The following is a 19,858-nucleotide window of genomic DNA, read 5'->3' on the forward strand; positions in this document are numbered from 1 at the left end:
CCAGGTTGCTATTCCGTCTCCTCCGGCGCGGCGCGATGTTTGAGCCAATGATACAGGGGGCCGGTGCACAGCACCACGAACGCCATCCGGATCACGTGGAAGGCCGTCACCAGCGGCACGCCCAGTTCCAGCACCTTGGCGGTGATGCACATCTCCGCGATGCCGCCGGGCGTGGTGCCGAGAATGGCGGTGGCTGGATGCACGCCAGACAGCGCCGACAAGGCCCAGCCGAACAGCGCGGAGAGCACCAGTGCGACCAGCGTGTACAGCGCCACGCCGGTGAGAAAGCGCGGCGCCGTGTGGAGGAAGTCGCGCGAGAAGCGCGCCCCCAGCGAGACGCCGATCAGCAACTGGCCGGCGCGGCTCATCCAGGTGGGGATGGCCGACAGTTCCACGCCCGAGGCGGTCAGCACCGCTGCCGCCAGCAGCGTGCCGATCACGAAGGGATTGGGCAGGTTGAAGCGCTTGAGCACCAGCGCTGCGCTGACGGTGATCGCGATCAGCCCGAGCAGCCCCAGGTAGTCCACCGTGCGCGGACCGGGGATATAGGGATCGAGCCCATGGATGCCGCCGTACTGGAACAGCGCGGGCACCGCCACCACCACCATTAGCACGCGCAGCGAATGCGCGGCGGCCACCTGGTCGATGCGCGCGCCGTTGCGCTCGGCCAGGTTTGCCATCTCCGAGGCGCCGCCGATGGCGGTGGAGAAGTACGCCGTCTTGAACGCCACGCCCGTGCTCCTGCGCAGCAGGAACGCGCCCCCGCAGCCGAGCACCAGCGCGAACAGCGAACCCGCCACGATATACGGCAGGAAATCCAGCAGACGTTCCACCACGTCGGACGTGAAGTACAGCCCGAGCGAAGTCCCGATGGCCCACTGCCCGGCATTGCGCGCCTGCGTGGGCGCGCGCAGGTCGGCGCCGCGCATGCGCGCGGTGGCCACCGCCAGCAACGGCCCGATCATCCATGGCAGGGGCGTGTGAAGCAGCGTGCAGAGCAGCGCGGCGGCCAGGCCGAGCAGCAGCGTCAGCAGGACCGGACGCCAGCGGTGAAGAAGAGAAGGCATGTCGCAGCGGCCTGGCGCGCGGGCGCCGGCGCGGTGTTCTTGTGATGAAGCGGAATGTAGGGACAACAGCGCCGATGCGATGGCCTGCCACGGCGCCACAAACGAAAAGGCCCGGCACCCTGGAGTGCCGGGCCTTGCCCGCATTTTGCGCCAATCAACCGGTGGCGTCAGCCACTTTGCCGCGCGCCGAGCGCCGGGACAGCCAGCCCAGGATGCGCGGGATCAGCACCACCGCCACCGTCATGGCCAGGATGGTGGCCGAGATCGGCTGGGTCACGAAGATCGACCAGTCGCCCTGGCTGATCGACAATGCATTGCGCAACTGCTTCTCCGCGATCGGTCCCAGGATCATGCCCACGATCACCGGCGCGGTGGGGAAGTCGAAGCGGCGCATGGCCATGCCCAGCACGCCGATCACAAACAGCAGCAGCAGGTCGAACCACGACTGGCGGATGCCGTAGGCGCCCAGGCCCGCGAAGATCAGGATGCCGCCGTACAGCAGCGGCGTGGGAATGCGCAGCATGCGCACCCACAGGCCGATGGCCGGCAGGTTCAGCACCAGCAGCATCACGTTGCCGATGTAGAGCGAAGCCAGCAGGCCCCACACCAGGTCGCCCGAGGTCTGGAACAGCATCGGGCCCGGCTGCAGGTTGTAGTTCTGGAACGCCGCCAGCAGGATCGCGGTGGTGTTCGAGGTCGGGATGCCCAGCGTGAGCAGCGGTGCCAGCGTGGCAGTCACCGCGGCGTTGTTGGCGGCCTCGGGGCCGGCCACGCCTTCGATCGCGCCTACCGTGCCGAACTCGCCCTTGTGCTTGGACAGCTTTTTCTCGGTGGCGTACGACAGGAAGGTCGGGATCTCAGCGCCGCCAGCCGGGATCAGGCCGAACGGGAAGCCGATGATGGTGCCGCGGATCCATGCCGGCACCGAGCGCTTCCAATCCGATTTGGTCATCATGATCGAGCTGAGCCTGTTGAAGCTGCCGTCCGGCTGCGGGAAGAAGGCATTGAACAGCGCCTCGCCCACCGCGAACAGGCCCACCGCGACCACCACGATATCGATGCCATCGTACAGTTCCTGCACGTTCATCGAGTAACGGGTCTGGCCCGACAGCGAATCCATGCCGATCAGGCCGATGCCCAGGCCAAGGAACAGGCTGGTCATGCCGCGCAGCAACGACGAACCCAGCACCGCCGACACCGTGGTGAAGGCCAGCAGCATGATCATGAAGTATTCGCCGGGACCGAACTGCAGCGCCACGTCGGCCGCCACCGGCGCGAACATCGACAGCAGCACCGTGCCGATCGTGCCCGCCACGAAGGAGCCGATGGCCGCGGTGGCCAGCGCCGGGCCGGCGCGGCCGCTCTTGGCCATCAGGTTGCCTTCCATCGCCGTGACCATGGTCGACGACTCGCCCGGCGTGTTCATCAGGATGGAGGTGGTGGAGCCGCCGTACATGGCGCCGTAGTAGATGCCGGCGAACATGATCAGCGCCGCGGTGGGTTCCACCTTGGCGGTCAGCGGCAGCAGCATCGCCACGGTCAGTGCCGGGCCGATGCCCGGCAGCACGCCGATGGCGGTGCCCAGGAAGCAGCCGACCAGGGCCCACATCAGGTTGATTGGCGTGATGGCGATGGCAAAGCCATGCATCAGCAGGTTGAGAGTATCCATGGATCAGCTCCGGTCAGAACCCGGCGACGGGCAGCAGCGGCAAATTGATGCCGAGCAGGAATTCAAACAGTGCCCACATCGGCAACGTAATGCACAGGCCAATCAGGCCATCGCGCAGGAAGCGCTTGCTGCCATAGCCGCGTGCCACGCAGATCATCAGCAGGGTCGACGCCAGCACGAATCCAAGCGTGCCGATCAGCGCCATATTGGCCACCAGCCCGGCAGCCACCCACAGGAAGCCACGGAAGTTATGCGGTGCGGAGGGCAGCTCGGCGTCTTCCTCGGGCATATTGCGAAAGCCGCCGCGAATGCCCTGCCAGGTCAGCGCCGCGCCGCACACGGCCAGGCCGATGGCGACCAGCGTCGGCATGAAGCGCGGCGACAGGCCGGCATAGCCTTCGTCGCCGGAGATGCCAGACAGGCCGACGAAATAGAAAACGGAGAGCAGCAATACGGCTATGCCGATCGCCAGGTGCGAGGGTTTCATGATGTGAAGTGGCTCCTTCATGCGGCGCCTGCGGTCGTGTTGGCCGACCCTTGGCTTGCCGCGGTTTGTCGTCCCCGCTTAAGGCGGGGGCCCGGCGATTTGTAGTTTGGTCTTTTGGGTATCGCAGGTGGACACCGGACCCCCGCCAGCTGCATGCGCACCGGGCGTTATGGTGCGCCGCAGGCAGGGCCGACAGGTAAAACGTTCGAACAGTGAAGCGGTGAAGCGGTGAAGCAATGAAGCGGTAAGACCGGGCTGCTTACTTCGCCACGCCCAGTTCACGCAGCGTGCCACCCAGGCGGGCCGACTCGCTGTCCACGAACTTGCCGAACTCGTCGCCGGTCAGCAGGAACGGGGTCCAGTCGTTCTTGGCCAGGGTTTCCTTCCACAGCGGCGTCTCGGTTGCCTTCACCACCGCATCCACCAGCGCCTTGCGTTGCTCGGCGGTGATGCCGGGCGCGCCGTACACGCCGCGCCAGTTGTAGATCTCCACATTGATGCCCTGCTCTTTCAGGGTCGGGATATCGGCGGTGCGCTCCTTGGAGGTCACGGCCAGCGCGCGCATCTTGCCGCTCTTGATAAAGGGCAGGAACTCGGACACGCCGGCAATGCCGACCGTCACGTGGCCGCCCAGGATCGAGGCCGAGGCTTCGCCGCCGCCCTGGAACGGCACGTAGTTGATCTTCTTCGGATCCACGCCGCTTTCCTTGGCCACCAGCCCCGCGAGGATGTGGTCGATCGAACCCTTGGAGCCGCCGCCCCAGCTGACGCTGCCCGGGTTGGCCTTGAGCTGCGTGGTGAGGTCCTTGATGGACTTCAGCGGCGAGCTGGCCGGCACCGTGATCACCATGGTGTCGGCGAACAGGCGAGCGATCGGGGTTGCGTTCTTCAGCGTGACCGGCGGCTTGTTGGTTTCGATCGCGCCCACCATCACCGCGCCGGTGACGATCATCGCGTTCGGGTTGCCCTTGTCGGTATTGACGAACTGCGTCAGGCCGATGGTGCCGCCCGCGCCGCCCTTGTTGTCGTAGGAGGCCGTCTTGGCCACGCCGGCGGCAACGAGCGCCGCGCCCAGCGAGCGGCCGGTCTGGTCGAAGCCGCCGCCCGGGTTGGCGCCGATCATGAACTTCACGCTGTCGAGCGCGAACGCGGGCGCGGCAGCCACGCTGGCGGTGATCGCGGCCGAAGCCATGACGACGTGGGCAAAGCGATGAATCGAACGACGCATTACGGTCTCCTGTTCTTTTTCAGAGGATTGCCGGTGAACGGTTGCCGGCGATGCTGGCGAGGACCGACCCGGAGGTGTCCGGCTGGCGGTGAAGCTGGCTGTCGGGGGCGGGAGAGTCGTGCGGTGCGCCGGCGCTGCCTGCGTTGGGCGGCCGGCTTGGCGTTGTCTCCTGTCCCCGGCAGCGCTTGCATGCCGGACTTGTTCTTTGGTTTTCTGACTTGGTCTGGCCCGTACGGCGACCATGGCGCGATTCTAGGGGGTGGAAACTGTCAAAAGGCTGTCAATTTGTCAGGGAATGGGGTGGGGTTTACGTGGGGGTGGATGTATGGACATTTGGTTCTTTTGGACTTTCTGGTCTTTCTGGCGCCGTCTCACTCCCCGATCGGCAGCGCCAGCACCGCCCGAACCCCTTTGCCCTGCACCGCGACTCCCAGCTCCACCGTGCCACCGAACCGCGCGGCCATCTCGCGGGAAATCGCCAGCCCCAGGCCGGAGCCCGGTTCGACATTCCCGACCCGCCGGTAGAACCGCGCAAATACCTTTTCGCGCTCCTCGACGGGAATGCCCGGCCCATCGTCCTCCACCACCAGGCAGGCGCTATCCGCGAAACGCGCGGCGGAAAGCGTGATCCTGCTGCCGCGCGGCGAATACTGGATCGCGTTGTGGACAAGATTGGCAAATGCCTCGCGCAGCAGCGCGGCATCGGCCCGTACCGGCAGCACCAGCCCCTGCGGCCGCTCCCAGCCAAAGTCCTGCTGCTTGCCGCGCGCCAGCGGCAAGTAGTCCAGCGCCACCTGCTCTGCCACGGCCACGGCATCGATCAGGTCCGGCGGCTCGGCGTCGCCAGGTGTGTCGCTGCCCGGGTGTTGCCGTACGCGCGCCAGCGCCAGCAGCTGGTTGGTCAGGCGCGCGGCCTGCTCCAGCTGCGTGACGATGCCGCCTACCGCCTCCCCGGCGGCATCCCGCGCGTGAGCGGGATCGGCGCCGGCGGAAAGCTGGCGCTGGGCAAACTCGGCTTGCGTCTTGAGGATGGCCAGCGGCGTGCGCAACTGGTGGGCCGCGTCGGCAATGAACTGCGCCTGGGCCTGCGTCATCGCGTCGGAGCGCGAGACATGCAGGTTGACGGCGTCCACCAGGGGGCGGACTTCCATCGGCACGTGGTCGAAGGCCAGCGGCGTCAGGTCGCCGGCGGAACGTGCCTGCACATCGTCGCGCACGCGTGCCAGCGGGCGCAGCACATAGGTGATGCCGGCCACGAGGATGCCGGCGCTGACCAGGATCAGCAGCACGCCGCGCGCCAGCGCGCCGCGCCACACGGTGGCGATGAGTTCGAAGCGCGGCTCGGCGGTTTCCGCCACCTGCACGATGACGCGCATATGCGCGTTGGGCCGGTACACCGGATGCGCAAGCACGGCAATGCGCACCGGATCGCCGCGATAGTCGGCATCGTAGAAATGCGGCTGGTTGCTGGCGATCCCACCCTTGGGCAGCGGCAGGTCATCGTAGCCGGTGACGGTTTCGATCCGGCCATTGCGTTCCAGCGATACGCGGTAGAAGACGTGGGTCTGGGCCGCGGTCTCGAACATCTCCATGGCGGCGTCCGGCAGTGCTATCTGCACGCTTTCGCCGGCCATGCCGATGGCGTTGTCGATGGCGCGCACGGAGCCGTAGAGCGAGCGGTCGTAGGCGGCGTTGGCGGCGTCGCGCAGCGTGCCGTAGGTCAGCCAGGTGTCGAGCGCCATCATTGCCGCCAGCGCGGGCACCAGCAGCAACAGCAACTGGCGGCGCAGGCTGCCCTGCAGCCAGCGCCGCAGCCAGTGCCGTGGCAGGCGGCGCAGCATCAGGGCTGACCTTCCGGTTCCAGCAGGTAGCCGAAGCCGCGCAGCGTGACGATGGTCACGCCGTGGCCGGAGAGCTTCTTGCGCAGCCGGTACACCAGCACTTCGATGGCGTCCGGGCTGACGTCGGCATCGAGTGAGAACACCTTGTCGAGCAGCTGCGCCTTGGTGAGCGGCTGGCCGCTCTTGGCCAGCAGCGCGCCCAGCAAGGTCGACTCGCGCGGCGTCAGCGCCAGCGGCGCGCCGGCCAGCGTGAAGCTGCGGGTCTCGCCGTCGAATACCAGCGTGCCGCATTGCAGGCGCGGGTGGGCTCGCCCCCGGCTGCGCCGGATCAGCGCCAGGATGCGGGCTTCGAGTTCGGCAATGGCGAAGGGCTTGGGCAGGTAGTCGTCGGCGCCGAGGTTGAGGCCGCGCACGCGCTCGTCGAGCGTGTCCTGCGCGGTCAGGATCAGCACCGGCGTTCGGTCGTCGCGCCCACGCATGGACTTGAGCACGGCCAGGCCGTCCTTGCCGGGCAGGCGGAGATCCAGCACCACCACATCGTATTCCTCGGCCATCAGCCGCGCCTCGGCCTGCAGGCCGTCGGCCACGTGCTCGATCACGAAGCCGCCCTGCTCCAGTGCGCGCGCCACCCAGCGCGCCAGTTCAATCTCGTCTTCCACCAGCAACAAGCGCACGGCGGTCCTCCCCTGCTCGATAGGCGTCCGTTTCAACAAATACGTTTCGCGGCGCTGCCAAGCCTGGCAACGCCGCGCCCGCCGCGGGGACACGCCGCGGGCGCCTATAATACCTCCGCCCCGGGCCGCGCGCGGCGAGCGTGCCATGGCCCTTTCCAGCCACCGATGTCAGCACCGATGGTTCCTGCCTTGCGCAAGCTGCCCCCTTTCCTGTCCCCGTACCTGTCCCCTCACCTGTCCCAGCTGCCCGTACAGCCGCCGGCTTCGCCTTCGCTCCCGGCGGCGTCCGCTGTCGCCGGTATGCCGGCAAGCTGGAAGCGGCGCCGCGTGCTGGCCGGCGCCGCCGCGCTGGGTGCCGGGCTAAGCGGCGGCGCGCGCGCCCAGGCCGGCCCGCCGGTGCCGGCCGGCTACCCGGCGGGCTATGCCGAGATCATTGCGCGGGCGCTGCAAGAGGGCATGGTCAATGTGCATGCTTCCACCGACGTGGAGATCGCGCGGCCGCTGGTGGCAGCGTTCGAGGCGCGTTACCCCGGCCTCAAGGTGCGCTACCAGGATCTGAATACGCTGGAGCTGAACGATCGTTTCCTGACGGAGAGCGCGCGCCTGGGCGCGGGGCAGGCGGCCGGACCGGACTATGCCGACGTGCTGTGGAGCACGGCGATGGACCTGCAGATCAAGCTGGTCAACGATGGCCATGCCCTGCGCTACGCCTCGCCGGAGCGCGCCGGCCTGCCGGCCTGGGCGGCATGGCGCGACGAAGCCTGGGGCACTACCTTCGAGCCCGCCGTGATCGTCTACAACCGCCGCCATTTCGCCGGCATGCAAGTGCCGAAAAGCCGCACCGGCCTGGCGCGCCTGCTGCAGGAGAACACGCCGCGCTGGCGCCAGCGGGTAGTGACCTACGATGTGGAAAAGTCAGGAGTGGGTTATCTGCTGGCGCAGCAGGACGCACGCATGGGCGACGAGTTCTGGTATCTGGCCCAGGCCCTGGGCCGCTGCGGCGTGCAGTTGTCGGCATCGACCGCGAGCATGATCGAGCGCATCGCTTCCGGTGAATTCGTGATGGGTTACAACCTGCTCGGCTCCTACGCGCTCTCGCTGATGGAGCGCGGCGCCGAAATCGATGTGATTGCCCCGCGTGACTACACGCTGGTCATGTCGCGCGTGGCGTTTGTCGCGCGCCGCGCGCCGCATCCCAACGCGGCGCGGCTATGGCTGGATTTCCTGCTCTCGCGCGCTGGCCAGACCCTGCTCGGGCAGACTGCCTCGCAGCTCTACACGATCCGTACCGATACCGACAGCGAGCACACCGCCGCGGCGCTGGCCGAGCGGCTGGGCTACGCGCTCAAGCCGATCAGCGTGGGCCCCGGCCTGCTGGCGGCGCAGGATACGCTGCGCAAACGGACCTTCCTGGCGCGCTGGCGCGACGCCGTGCGCGGCTGAGCGGCCGCTTGCGATGGCCGCTTACGATTTCCGGGCTAGCTTCTGCGCGCTCAGAGCGGTCTGCGCTTTCTGTGCTTCCTGGCACATTGAGTCCACTTCCGCCTTGAGCTCCGGGACAGGGCGCGGCACATAGCCTTTGCGCAGGGCCGGCGACAGCCTGAGGGTGTCGATGAAGGCGTCGGACACGCGCTCGGCATTGGTCTCGAGATCGAAATCGTCGGGCGCGAACAGCCAGTGCGACAGCATGCCGCCGATGGAGGCGTGGAACACATTGACGGCCAGGTCCAGGTCCAGGTCGGCCGGCAACTGCCCGCGCTCCACGGCCATGCGCAGATGCTCCCGCATCTTCACCGTGCCTTCCTGGTGCGACTGGCGCTGCCGCTCGAAGATGGCGCCGTTGTCCTCCACCATTTCGCACTTGTGGAACACGATCTCGAACACGCGCCGCCATTGCGGGTTTTCCACGGTCTGGCGCAGCACAAAGGCGCAGATGTCGCGAATGCTGCCCAGCGGGTCTTCCTGGCTCGCAATGCGTTCCGGCTCGCACAGTGCTTCGAGCGGCAGGTGGACGCGGTCGGACATGGCGGCGAAAACGTCGCTCTTGTTCTTGAAATGCCAGTAGATGGCGCCGCGCGTCACGCCGGCTGCTTCGGCGATATCGGCTAGCGAGGGACGGGCAACGCCGCGGGCGTGAAAGACGGCCTCGGCCGCGTCGAGAATGCGATGGCGTGTTTCAAGCGCCTCTTCCTTGGTGCGTCTGACCATGATGTTCTCTGATGCCGGCCACGAAGGACCGGTCTGGTTCTGTCTCCCTGAATGCAGGGGTGGGGTCCGCCTGTGCACGTGCGCGCCGTGCCGGTACATGAGGACCGGTGTGCGGGGTGCTTATCGCCGCATTGCAACAAGTTCTTACATACATGCTTGAATGTATATATAATACGCGTTCGCCTGACTTTCGGCCAGTCTATCGGCCGAACGGCACCGCAGCGCCCTCCTTCATTTCGCGGTGCCATGTCGGCATGTCGTTACTAATTGGCAACCGTTCGTCGCAAGCGTCACGCCAGCGTTGCCAATTGTGGCTAGCATCAAACTTTTTGCCCGCTTTCCGGCGCTTTGCAGGACGGCGGGCCGCGCCGTATCCGGACACGACACCGGGAACTCATGCGGCCGATCTCAAATTGCCATCATGGGGTTATCGATGAGGAAGTCCCAACGTATCACTTGCGTTGCCGCCGCTGTTCTGTCGGCGCTCGCGCTCTCCGCCTGTGGCGACAAGAAGCCGCAGGGCGGCGCCATGCCGCCGCCGGAAGTGGGTGTCGTCACCGTCACGCCCACCACCGTTTCCGTCATCAACGAACTGCCTGGCCGCCTGGAAGGCGTGCGTACCGCCGAAGTGCGGGCGCGGGTCGCAGGTATCGTGCTGTCCCGCAACTATAGCGAGGGCGGCGAGGTGAAGGCTGGCCAGCTGCTGTTCAAGATCGACCCTGCGCCCTACCAGGCCCAACTCGAGTCGGCCAAGGCCAGCCTTGCCCGTGCCGAGGCCAATGCCGTGGCGGCGCGCCAGAAGGCCGAGCGCTACAAGCCACTGGTCGCCGTCAATGCGGTGAGCAAGCAGGAATATGACGAAGCCGTGGCCGCCGCCGGCCAGGCCACCGCCGACATCGCCTCGGCCAAGGCCGCCGTCTCCACCGCCCAGATCAATCTCGGCTACACGGCCGTGACCGCGCCCATCAGTGGCCGCGTGGGCCGTGCGCTGGTGACCGAAGGCGCGCTGGTAGGCAGCGGCGAAGCCACCAAGCTGACCACGGTCGAGCAAGTGGACCCGATCTGGGTCACCTTCACCCAGCCCGCCAGCGAAGTGATGAAGCTGCGCCGCTCCATCGAGAGCGGCCAGGTCAAGGGCGTCGACGGCGGCGCGCGCGTCCATCTGTTTATCGAGGATGGCCGCGAGTACGCGCAAACCGGCAAGCTGCTGTTCTCGGACATGACGGTCGACCCGACCACCGGCGCCATCACGCTGCGCGCGCAATTCCCCAATCCCAAGCGGGAACTGCTGTCGGGCACCTTCGTGCGCGTCAAGATCGAGCAGGGCGTGGACGAGAACGCGCTGACCGTGCCGCAGCGCGCGCTGATCCGCACCGGCCAGGGCGCATCGGTGCTGGTGGTCGGCGGCGACGGCAACGTGGCTTCGGTGCCGGTCAAGGCACCCCAGGCGATCGGCGAGAACTGGATCGTCACCGAAGGCCTCAAGGGTGGCGAGAAGGTGATCGTCGAGGGCTTGCAGAAGGTCAAGGTCGGCGCGCCCGCCAAGGCGGTGCCGTTTGTCTCGAAGACCGCCGCCGCTTCGGCGCCTGCCGCGCAGCCTGCCGCCGGCGGCGCTTCTGCTCCAGCCGCGGTGACCGCTGACAAGACCGACGCCAAGCAGGGCTAATCACAGCGCAAAACGAAGGGAGCCAGTTTTATGGCCAAGTTTTTTATTGACCGGCCGGTGTTCGCGTGGGTGCTCGCGCTGATCATCGTGCTGGGGGGCCTGCTGTCGGTCGTGCAACTGCCGATCGCCCAGTACCCCAACATCGCGCCGCCGACGATCTCGGTGACGGCGACCTATCCGGGCGCATCCGCCAAGACGCTTGAAGACTCGGTCACTTCGGTGATCGAGCAAGAGCTCAACGGCATTCCCGGGTTGCTTTACTACAACTCCACCAGCGAAGCCACCGGCCTGTCGACGATCACGATCGCCTTCCAGCCGGGCTCCAACATCGACCTGAACTCGGTCGAGGTGCAGAACCGCCTCAAGCGCGTGGAAGCGCGCCTGCCGGCGGAGGTGCGCCAGCAGGGCGTGCGCGTGGACAAGGCCGGGAACAACTACATGATGTTCCTGACGGTCTCGTCCAAGTCCGGGCAGGCCGATGCCATCCAGCTGGGTAACTACGTCTCGGCCAGCCTGATCGATTCGATCCGTCGCGTGCCGGGCGTCGGCCAGGCCGACCTGTTCGGTACCGAGTACGCCATGCGCATCTGGGTGGACCCGGCCAAGCTGACCGGCTACAACCTGACGCCGCAAGACGTGACCGCTGCCATCTCGGAGCAGAACGTGCAGGTCGCCGTGGGTGAGCTTGGCGGCACGCCGTCGCCCCAGGGCACGGAGCTCAACGCCACTGTCACCACGGAAAGCCGTCTCAGCACGCCGGAGCAGTTCGCCAACATCCTGTTGCGCACGAACCCGGACGGCTCCTCGGTGCGCGTCAAGGACGTCGGTCGCGTCGAGCTCGGCGGTGCCGATTACTCCACGCTGGCCCGTACCAACGGCAAGCCGTCGGCGGCCATCGCCATCAAGCTGGCCCCGAGCGGCAATGCGCTGGCCACCGCCACCGCGGTGCGCGCCAAGATGGAAGAGCTGTCCAAGTTCTTCCCTGCCGACTACCAGTACTCGGTGCCTTACGACACCTCGGCCTTCGTCAAGATCTCGATCGAGGAAGTGATCAAGACCCTGGTCGAAGCCGTGGTGCTGGTGTTCCTGGTGATGTACCTGTTCCTGCAGAACATGCGCGCCACCATCATCCCCACGGTGGTGGTGCCGGTGGCCCTGTTGGGCACCACGGGCATGCTGCTGGCATTCGGCTTCTCCATCAACGTGCTGACGATGTTCGGCATGGTGCTGGCGATCGGTATCCTGGTGGACGATGCGATCGTGGTGGTGGAAAACGTCGAGCGGATCATGAGCGAGGAAGGACTCTCGCCACGTGACGCCACGCGCAAGGCCATGGGCCAGATCACCGGCGCCATCGTCGGCATCACGCTGGTGCTGACCGCCGTGTTCATCCCGATGGCGTTCTTCTCGGGTTCGGTGGGTAACATCTATCGCCAGTTCTCGCTGTCGCTGATCTCGTCGATCGCGTTCTCGGCGCTGCTGGCGCTGACGCTCACCCCGGCGCTGTGCGCGACGCTGCTCAAGCCGGTCGAGGCCGGGCATCATCACGAGAAGAAGGGTTTCTTCGGCTGGTTCAACCGCACCTTCGCGCGCGCCGCCACTGGCTACCAGGGCACGGTGGCACGCATCCTGAAGCGTGGCGGCCGCTACCTGATCATCTACGCCCTCATCATCGTCGGCATGGTGGTGCTGTTCAAGCGCCTGCCTTCGTCCTTCCTCCCCGAGGAAGACCAGGGCTACATGATCACGGTSGTGCAGCTSCCSMASGGYGCCACGCAGGAGCGCACCATCGGCGTGCTCAAGCAGATCGAGGACTACTACCTGCAGAAGGAATCCAAGGTGGTGGACCAGATGATCACCGTGGCGGGCTTCTCCTTCTTCGGCCGCGGCCAGAACGGCGGTATCGCGTTCGTGCGCCTGAAGGACTGGAAGGAGCGCACGGGTGCCAACGAGACCGCGCAGGCATTGGTTGGCCGGGCGTTCGGTGCGCTGTCCTTCATCAAGGACGCCATCATCTTCCCGCTGAACCCGCCGGCAATTTCCGAGCTCGGTAACTCCTCGGGCTTCGACTTCCGCCTGCAGGACCGCACCGGCCAGGGTCACACCAAGCTGATGGAAGCACGCAACATGATGCTCGGCATGGCCGCGAAGAATCCTGCGCTGGTGGGTGTACGCCCCGAAGGCCAGGAAGACGCGCCGCAGCTGCAGATCGACATCGACCGCGAGAAGGCGCGCACGCTGGGCGTTTCGGTTGCCAACATCAACTCGACGCTGGCCATCGCGTTCGGCTCCGCCTACGTGAACGACTTCATCTACGAAGGCCGAGTGCGCAAGGTGATTGCCCAGGCCGAAGGCAGCGACCGCAAGCTGCCCGACGACCTGACCAAGCTGCGCGTGAAGAACAAGAATGGCGACATGGTTGCGTTCGCCGCCTTTGCCACTTCCAAGTGGATCATGGGCTCGCCGCGCCTGGAGCGTTACAACGGCCTGCCGGCAGTGAAGATCGCTGGCCAGGCGGCACCGGGGCGCAGTACCGGCGAAGCCATGAAAATCATGGAAGAGAACTTCGCCAAGCTGCCGCCGGGCTTCGGCTTCGAGTGGTCCGGCCAGTCCTATGAGGAGCGCCTGGCCGGTTCGCAGGAACCGATGCTGTACACGCTGTCGCTGATCATTGTGTTCCTGTGCCTGGCCGCGCTCTATGAGAGCTGGTCGATCCCGGTCGCGGTGCTGCTGGTGGTGCCGCTGGGCGTGCTCGGCGCGCTGCTGGGCGTGACCCTGCGCGGCATGCCCAACGACGTGTACTTCAAGGTGGGCCTGATCGCGACCATCGGCTTGTCGGCGAAGAACGCCATCCTGATCGTGGAATTCGCCAAGGATCTGCAGGCGCAGGGCCGCAGCGTCATCGACGCTACGCTTGAAGCCGTGCACTTGCGGTTCCGCCCGATCCTGATGACTTCGATGGCCTTTATCCTGGGCGTGCTGCCGCTGGCGATCGCCACCGGCGCGGGCTCGGGTGGCCAGCGCGCCATCGGTACCAGCGTGATCGGCGGCATGATCACCGCCACGGTGCTGGCGATTTTCCTGGTGCCGGTGTTCTTCGTGGTGATCCGCAGCCGTTTCAAGGGCAGCAAGCGCGAGCATATGCTGGACCAGCAGCGGCTCGAACCCAAAGAGGGAATCTGACAATGACAAAGACACTGACCACGCTGTTGCTGGTGGCGGGCGTCCTCTCGGGTTGCACACTGGCACCCGTTTATGAGCGCCCGGCCCCGCCGGTGGCCACGCACTATCCGGACGCGCCGGAAGGGTACGCGGCCGCCGAGGTGAAGACCGGCGAAAGCCGCCATGCGAGCGAGATCGGCTGGCGCGAGTTCTTCCGCGATCCGCGCCTGCAAACGCTGATCGCCACCTCGCTGGAAAACAACCGCGACCTGCGTACCGCCGCGCTGCGCATCGAGGAAGCGCGCGCGCTGTACCAGGTGCAGCGCTCCGACCTGCTGCCGACCGTCAACGCTACGGCCGGCTGGACGCGCCAGGGGTTCGCGCGCGCGCAGTCGGCCACGGGCAATTCCTATATCGTCGACTACTACCAGGCGGGCGGGTCGATCGCTTCGTACGAGCTCGATTTCTTTGGCCGCGTGCGCAGCCTTTCCAATGCCGCGCTGTCGCAGTTCTTCGCCACCGAGGAGGCGCGCCGTTCCGCGCAGATCTCGCTGGTCTCGGAAGTTGCCAAGGCCTACCTGTCCGAGCGTTCCTTTGCCGAGCAGTATGAACTGGCGCAGAACACGCTGAAGACACGCGAGTACACACTGAACCTGGCCAAGCAGCGCTTCGAAGCGGGCGCCACGTCGGCGCTGGACCTGCGCGACAACGAATCGCTGGTGGCGCAGGCCCGCGTCTCCGCGGCGCAGCTGGCACGCCAGCGCGCGCAGGCGCAGAACGCGCTCGAAGTGCTGGTGGGCAAGCCGCTGGGCACCATCGAGAACCTGCCCGAAGCGATGCGCCTGTCGGACGAACGCATCATCAGCGACATCCCGGCAGGGCTGCCGTCGGACCTGCTCGAGCAGCGTCCCGATATCCGCCAGGCCGAGCAGCAGTTGCTTTCAGCAAACGCCAATATCGGCGCTGCACGCGCGGCCTTTTTCCCGCGCATCACGTTGACTGCCAATGCTGGCGCGATCAGCCCGGTCTTCTCGAACCTGTTCGACTCAGGCACCGGCGCGTGGTCGTTCGCGCCGCAACTGGTACTGCCGATCTTCGATTACGGTCGCAACCTGTCCAACCTGGACCTGACCAAGACACGCAAGAATATCCAGATCGCCAACTACGAGAAGACCATCCAGACGGCCTTCGCGGAAGTGGCGGATGCACTGGTGGCGCGCGGCACGCTGGAAGATCAGGTCACAAGCCAGGCGCAGGTGCGCGACGCCGAGGCGGCGCGCTTCGAGTTGTCGACGCGTCGCTTCCGCAGCGGCATTTCCAGCCAGCTCGACCAGCTCGACGCGCAGCGCCAGCTGTTCACCGCCGAGCAGAACCTGATCCAGGCGCGGCAACTGCGCCTGAACAACGCCATCGACCTGTACCGGTCGCTTGGCGGCGGCCTGAGCGAGACCGGTCCGGTGGCTTCGGCCGACGGCATCAAGCCAGCAGTGACGACGCAGTAAGACAGACAGTTTTTCGTCCTGCCATCCGGCGCGTGCTTGCCGGATGGCCTCAAAGCGAAGCGCCTTTGGTGCTTCGCTTTTTTTCTTCCTGGGTTCCCTGCATGCGTTCTGGCGCGCCAGTGCAATTCCGGATCCACGGCGAACCATGATGCATGCCAATCGCTGCGAGCGCCCACGCTGCCGGTGCGGAGAATTTTCGAATCGCGGAGCGTGCGCTAGGATAGTGCTGGCGCGGCCTGGACAATATCTTGCCGCGCGCACTTCTCTCCAACCCGCTACCCGAAGGAAGCCGTCCATGGAAGTCCGCTCGCTTGGTGTCGACGATGTCGAACTGGTCTGCCGCCATCGCGAGGAAATGTTCCGCGAGGCCGGCCGCGACAATGACATTCTCCAGACCATGACGCGGCAGTTCCGGCCGTGGCTGGAGCCGCGCCTGCGCGATGGCAGCTATTTTGGATTCGTGCTGGAGGATCAGGGCCTGCCCGTGGCCGGCATCGGCCTGATGGGGATCGACTGGCCGCCGCATCCGTCCCATCCCACGCAGGACAAGCGCGGGTACGTGCTGAACGTGTATGTGGACAAGACGCACCGCAAGCAGGGGCTGGGGCGCAGGCTGATGCAACTGGCCGAGGATGAATTCGCCAGGCGCGAGATCCAGTTCGCCATCCTGCACGCAACGGAGATGGGCCGCTCCTTGTATGTGGCGCTGGGCTGGCATGCGACCAGCGAGATGGCCAAGGCCGTTCGCGCGTAGCGCGCTAGCCGTTCCAGCGCAACACCAGGGTATCGTCCGCTGCGCGGATCACATGCGCGCCGTGCTTGCCGCCTTCCCGGTCGAGCGTGGCGTGCAGCCATGCCACGCCCTCCTCCGGCGCGCGGTGCAGGCGGAAATGGCGGATCTGCATCGGCACGGCGGACAGCGCGCGCAATGCGCCGGTCGCGGCGTCCACTAGCGGGACGTACATCAATACCAGGTCAGGCCGGTATGTCTGGTGGCCGCCGATGCCTTCGTAGTCGTTGAGGAAGTCTCCGCAGCCATAGAGAACCAGGCGCTCGCGGTACACCTCGATGCCTTTCACATGATGTGACGAATGTCCGTACACGATGTCGGCGCCGCCAGCATCGATCAGCCGGTGCGCGAAGGCCCGCTCCTGATGCGAAATATCGAACCCCCAATTGCCACCCCAATGCAGCGACACCACCAGGATGTCGCCCGCGCACCGTAACGCCGCTGTCTGGCAGGCAACCCGATCGGCGGCGCGCGCCGAGATGTCCGGCAGGAAACTTACGCCGGCGCGGCCTGCTGCCGCGGCCCAGTCCGCCGGCACGCCGCTGGTCGCGGTGGCATAGGCAAACACGAGAACCCTTCCTCCTCGCGCGAGCCGGATCACGGCGGGCGCGGCGGCCTGCGTCTCGTCGCGTCCGGCGCCCGCCGTAAGCAAGCCGGCGCCGTGCAAGACAGCCAGGGTTTCGTCGAGCCCGGCGCATCCCCAGTCCAGCACGTGGTTGTTCGCGAGCACGCAGCAATCCAGCCGCGCGCTGGTGAGGCACGGCACATTGGCGGGGTGCATGCGGTAGTGGATGCCCTTGCCCGGCTGCGCATCCTCGCAGGTGGTGACCGCGGTTTCCAGGTTGACGATGCGCGCATCCGGCTGGAAGTGATCGAGCAGCGCGAGCGCGTCGCCCCAGGGATAGGCATGGTCAACGGGCCGCTGCATCGGGCCTGTCGCGCGCTCCGCCAGCTCGACATAGCCGATTGCCGAACGTACCCCGCGCTCGTACAGGCGCGGCCTGCCCGGATGCGGCAGGATCTGGTCGATGCCGCGGCCGGTCATCACGTCGCCGCACAGGAACAAGCGCACGCAGGCACGGTTGCCGGCCGGAGCCGCGTTGCCGGAGGTTGTCCCGCTGACGTCATTCATCGTGCACTTCCGTCTTCCAGGCTGGCGCGGATACGCGATTACCCGCTTGCGAGATCGCAGCCATTCCCATTTTGCGCTGGTGCGCGGGAAAATGCGCCGGCAGCAGATGTGCATCCAGGCAGGCAAAAGGGGGCGTGCCAGCGGTGTTTCAATGCCTAGAATGAAGCAGGCCGGCACCGACGGCCGGGCCCCGCGCCCCGACGATCTCCAGGAGACAACGATGACTGTCACCAATGCCCTGTCGGGTACCAATGTCCATGAAATCGCAGACGGGATCTATCGGATCAATACCCCGGTCACCATCGACGGCGGTCCCGGCGGCTTCTCTTTCAACCAGTACCTGATCCTTGATGACGAGCCGCTGTTGTTCCACACAGGGCCGCGCAAGATGTTCCCGCTGGTGCGCGAAGCCCTGGCCAGCGTGATGGCGCCAGACCGGCTGCGCCATATTTCCTTTTCGCACGTGGAGGCCGACGAATGCGGCTCGATCAATGACTGGCTGGCCGCGGCGCCCCACGCATCGCCGCTGTGCGGCAGCATTGCGGCGATGGTGTCCATCAACGACCTGGCCGACCGGCCCGCGCAGGGCCTGGCGGACGGGCAAGCCGTAGCGCTTGGCCGCCATACCGTGCGCTGGCTCGATACGCCGCATCTGCCGCATGCCTGGGAGTGCGGGTTCCTGATGGAAGAGCGCACCGGCACGCTGCTCTGCGGCGACTTGTTCACCCAGGGCGGTTCCGGCCTTCCCCCTCTCACCGACGCCGATATCCTGGGGCCCAGCGAAGCGTTCCGGCGCGGCATGGATTATTTCTCACACACGCCGAACGCAGGCACCATGCTTGAGCGCATGGCGCTGCTCGAGCCCACGACCCTGGCCTGCATGCACGGCAGTGCCTGGCGGGGCGATGGCGCCGGCTTGTTGCGCGCGCTTGCACAGGCGTTGGCGCACTGATGACCGGCCGGCGCGGAAGGGGTCACGTCTGCGGCGTGTCCTTGAACGCGGCCAGCCGTTCCGCGGCGGCGCTGAACGACGCGAGCGCCGGGTACGTGCGCGCATCGACGGATTCCGGCAGCATCATCCGCGTGAAGCTCCACGCCACGGCGGTGGTCACGTCGGCTTGCGTGAGCAAGCGCTCGTCCGCTGGAAGCGCCGCGCCCGCCAGTTCCACTTCCAGTGCCGAGTACGCCGCGAGCAACTGGCCTTGCACGCGCCCGATCCACGGTTCATGCTGCTTGTCCGCCGGCCGCAGGTTCCGCTCGTAGACGATCTGCACCGTCTTCTCGCAGGCGGCCAGTGCCAGCCCGGTCAAGCGCAGCGCGTGCTGGCGCCGGCCGGGATCCGCTGGCATCAGGCTGCGCCTGGCCAGCGTTTCGGCGTAGTCGAGGATCAGGCCGGACTCCATCAGCACCACGCCGTTGTCGCAAACCAGCGTGGGCGCCTTCACCACGGGATTGATCGCGTGGAATTCCGCGAACGTGCTGAACACCGAGACCGGCTTGTGTTCGAACGGCAAATCCAGCAGGCGCAGCGAGATGGCGACGCGGCGCACATAGGGGGAATCGAGCATGCCTACGAGTTGCATATTGTCTCCGCAAGAGAATGGGGCCCTGCATCGAGCCGGGCGTGTTCCAGCATAATCGGGGCATGCCATTGCGATACATGGGAAGGCATTGGAAAACAGCGCGGCGTACCGATGAGTCATCGGCGGCGCGCGCCGGGCGTCAAGGGAGCGCTGGATGGAGCTGGACAAGAAGGACCGACTGATCCTCGAAGCCTTGCAGGCCGACGCGCGCCAGAGCCTGGCGGCGCTCGGCAAGCGCATCGGGCTGTCGCAGCCTGCCATGAGCGAGCGGGTGCGCAAGCTGGAGGACGCGGGGGTGATCGAGGGATATGGGGCGAGGGTGAACTTGCGGGCGGTGGGGCTTGGCCTGCAGGCAATCATCCATATCGAGACCACGCATGCTTATATCCAGAAGTATGTGAGGCTCTTTGAGAGTATGCCGGAGGTGTTGAGTGCCGATCGTGTGACCGGAGAGCATTGCTTTATTGTGCGTTGCGCGATTGGCGATCCTAGCGGGCTGGAGCGTGTGGTGGATGCGCTGGCGGTGCATGGGGCGGTGACTACGTCGTTGGTGTTGTCGAGTCCGGTGCGGAAGGTGGTGACGATTGGGGGGCAAGTGAGGTGAATTTGGCTGCTTAACTTCAAAGGCTTAAAACCCTAAAGTCAAAGGCAGTTTCACCACCCCTTCGGGGCGGCGACCTACTTTCTTGTCTTGCCAAGAAAGTAGGCAAAGAAGGCGCGCCGGATGGGGCGACCCCCTCCTCGTCGGCAGACAAAAAGAGCGGCCGGGGGCCAAACTCACATCGCCTTAAGGCGATGCTCAAACATGGCCCCCTCTTTTCCGCTCTTTTTGCCTGCCGACGAGAACGC

Annotated in this window: 16 protein-coding genes; 7 read left to right on the forward strand and 9 right to left on the reverse strand. The window is 66.2% G+C overall.

What is annotated here, in order from left to right:
- Window positions 1-8: 8 nt before the first annotated feature.
- The 6 genes from AC1DT6_RS18605 to AC1DT6_RS18630 all read right to left on the reverse strand — a co-directional run bounded on the left by AC1DT6_RS18605 (window position 9) and on the right by AC1DT6_RS18630 (window position 6,966).
- Window positions 9-1,067: an AbrB family transcriptional regulator gene (locus AC1DT6_RS18605; protein WP_477114802.1), complete on the reverse strand. Its 1,059-nt coding sequence runs from the start codon at window positions 1,065-1,067 to the stop codon at window positions 9-11.
- A gap of 154 nt (window positions 1,068-1,221) precedes the next feature.
- Window positions 1,222-2,736, reverse strand: coding sequence for a tripartite tricarboxylate transporter permease (locus AC1DT6_RS18610; RefSeq protein ID WP_441636765.1), 1,515 nt, complete (start codon window positions 2,734-2,736; stop codon window positions 1,222-1,224).
- A gap of 13 nt (window positions 2,737-2,749) precedes the next feature.
- Entirely contained in the window at window positions 2,750-3,223 is a 474-nt protein-coding gene (locus AC1DT6_RS18615; RefSeq protein WP_035865703.1) for a tripartite tricarboxylate transporter TctB family protein, read from the reverse strand.
- A 259-nt stretch (window positions 3,224-3,482) separates the two neighbouring features.
- A complete protein-coding gene (locus AC1DT6_RS18620) occupies window positions 3,483-4,451 on the reverse strand; it encodes a Bug family tripartite tricarboxylate transporter substrate binding protein (protein WP_441636762.1) in 969 nt (322 codons plus the stop codon).
- A gap of 371 nt (window positions 4,452-4,822) precedes the next feature.
- Window positions 4,823-6,292, reverse strand: coding sequence for a sensor histidine kinase (locus tag AC1DT6_RS18625; RefSeq protein WP_477103013.1), 1,470 nt, complete (start codon window positions 6,290-6,292; stop codon window positions 4,823-4,825).
- Window positions 6,292-6,966 (reverse strand): response regulator, encoded by a 675-nt coding sequence (locus AC1DT6_RS18630; RefSeq protein WP_035865540.1) that lies wholly within the window; start codon window positions 6,964-6,966, stop codon window positions 6,292-6,294. Before AC1DT6_RS18630 ends, AC1DT6_RS18625 begins: the two co-directional genes overlap by 1 nt.
- 300 nt (window positions 6,967-7,266) lie before the next feature.
- Here AC1DT6_RS18630 and AC1DT6_RS18635 point away from each other — a divergent pair, with 300 nt between their 5' ends.
- Window positions 7,267-8,409 carry an ABC transporter substrate-binding protein gene (locus AC1DT6_RS18635; protein ID WP_477103014.1) on the forward strand — a complete coding sequence of 381 codons (1,143 nt, stop codon included), beginning with the start codon at window positions 7,267-7,269 and terminating at the stop codon, window positions 8,407-8,409.
- Between the two features lie 21 nt (window positions 8,410-8,430).
- Here the strand turns inward: AC1DT6_RS18635 and AC1DT6_RS18640 are convergent, their stop codons facing one another.
- On the reverse strand, window positions 8,431-9,174 hold the full coding sequence (locus AC1DT6_RS18640) for a TetR family transcriptional regulator (RefSeq protein ID WP_477114803.1): 744 nt from the start codon (window positions 9,172-9,174) through the stop codon (window positions 8,431-8,433).
- A 433-nt stretch (window positions 9,175-9,607) separates the two neighbouring features.
- On the opposite strand from AC1DT6_RS18640, the gene AC1DT6_RS18645 reads away from it, so the two are divergent.
- The 4 genes from AC1DT6_RS18645 (at window position 9,608) to AC1DT6_RS18660 (ending at window position 16,258) form a co-directional block, all read left to right on the forward strand.
- On the forward strand, window positions 9,608-10,840 hold the full coding sequence (locus tag AC1DT6_RS18645; protein ID WP_045241947.1) for an efflux RND transporter periplasmic adaptor subunit: 1,233 nt from the start codon (window positions 9,608-9,610) through the stop codon (window positions 10,838-10,840).
- A 30-nt stretch (window positions 10,841-10,870) separates the two neighbouring features.
- Window positions 10,871-14,023, forward strand: a complete 3,153-nt coding sequence (locus AC1DT6_RS18650; RefSeq protein WP_477114804.1) for an efflux RND transporter permease subunit — start codon at window positions 10,871-10,873, stop codon at window positions 14,021-14,023.
- 2 nt (window positions 14,024-14,025) lie between these two features.
- Complete coding sequence (locus AC1DT6_RS18655) at window positions 14,026-15,504, forward strand: efflux transporter outer membrane subunit (RefSeq protein WP_477114805.1); 1,479 nt, start codon at window positions 14,026-14,028, stop codon at window positions 15,502-15,504.
- Window positions 15,505-15,799: 295 nt separating this feature from the next.
- Window positions 15,800-16,258 (forward strand): GNAT family N-acetyltransferase, encoded by a 459-nt coding sequence (locus AC1DT6_RS18660; RefSeq protein WP_441636735.1) that lies wholly within the window; start codon window positions 15,800-15,802, stop codon window positions 16,256-16,258.
- 4 nt (window positions 16,259-16,262) lie between these two features.
- Here AC1DT6_RS18660 and AC1DT6_RS18665 read toward each other — a convergent pair whose 3' ends face one another.
- Window positions 16,263-17,426, reverse strand: coding sequence for a CapA family protein (locus AC1DT6_RS18665; protein WP_441636733.1), 1,164 nt, complete (start codon window positions 17,424-17,426; stop codon window positions 16,263-16,265).
- A 220-nt stretch (window positions 17,427-17,646) separates the two neighbouring features.
- Between AC1DT6_RS18665 and AC1DT6_RS18670 the strand changes: the two genes are divergently transcribed.
- On the forward strand, window positions 17,647-18,378 hold the full coding sequence (locus tag AC1DT6_RS18670; RefSeq protein WP_477114806.1) for an oxygen-binding di-iron domain-containing protein: 732 nt from the start codon (window positions 17,647-17,649) through the stop codon (window positions 18,376-18,378).
- Between the two features lie 22 nt (window positions 18,379-18,400).
- Here AC1DT6_RS18670 and AC1DT6_RS18675 read toward each other — a convergent pair whose 3' ends face one another.
- The gene (locus AC1DT6_RS18675) at window positions 18,401-19,009 is read right to left on the reverse strand and encodes a glutathione S-transferase (RefSeq protein ID WP_477114807.1); all 609 of its coding nucleotides are present in this window, start codon (window positions 19,007-19,009) and stop codon (window positions 18,401-18,403) included.
- A gap of 154 nt (window positions 19,010-19,163) precedes the next feature.
- Between AC1DT6_RS18675 and AC1DT6_RS18680 the strand changes: the two genes are divergently transcribed.
- Entirely contained in the window at window positions 19,164-19,613 is a 450-nt protein-coding gene (locus tag AC1DT6_RS18680; RefSeq protein ID WP_441636727.1) for an Lrp/AsnC family transcriptional regulator, read from the forward strand.
- Window positions 19,614-19,858 lie beyond the last annotated feature (245 nt).

It is taken from the genome of Cupriavidus sp. 01L45, assembly GCF_056399885.1.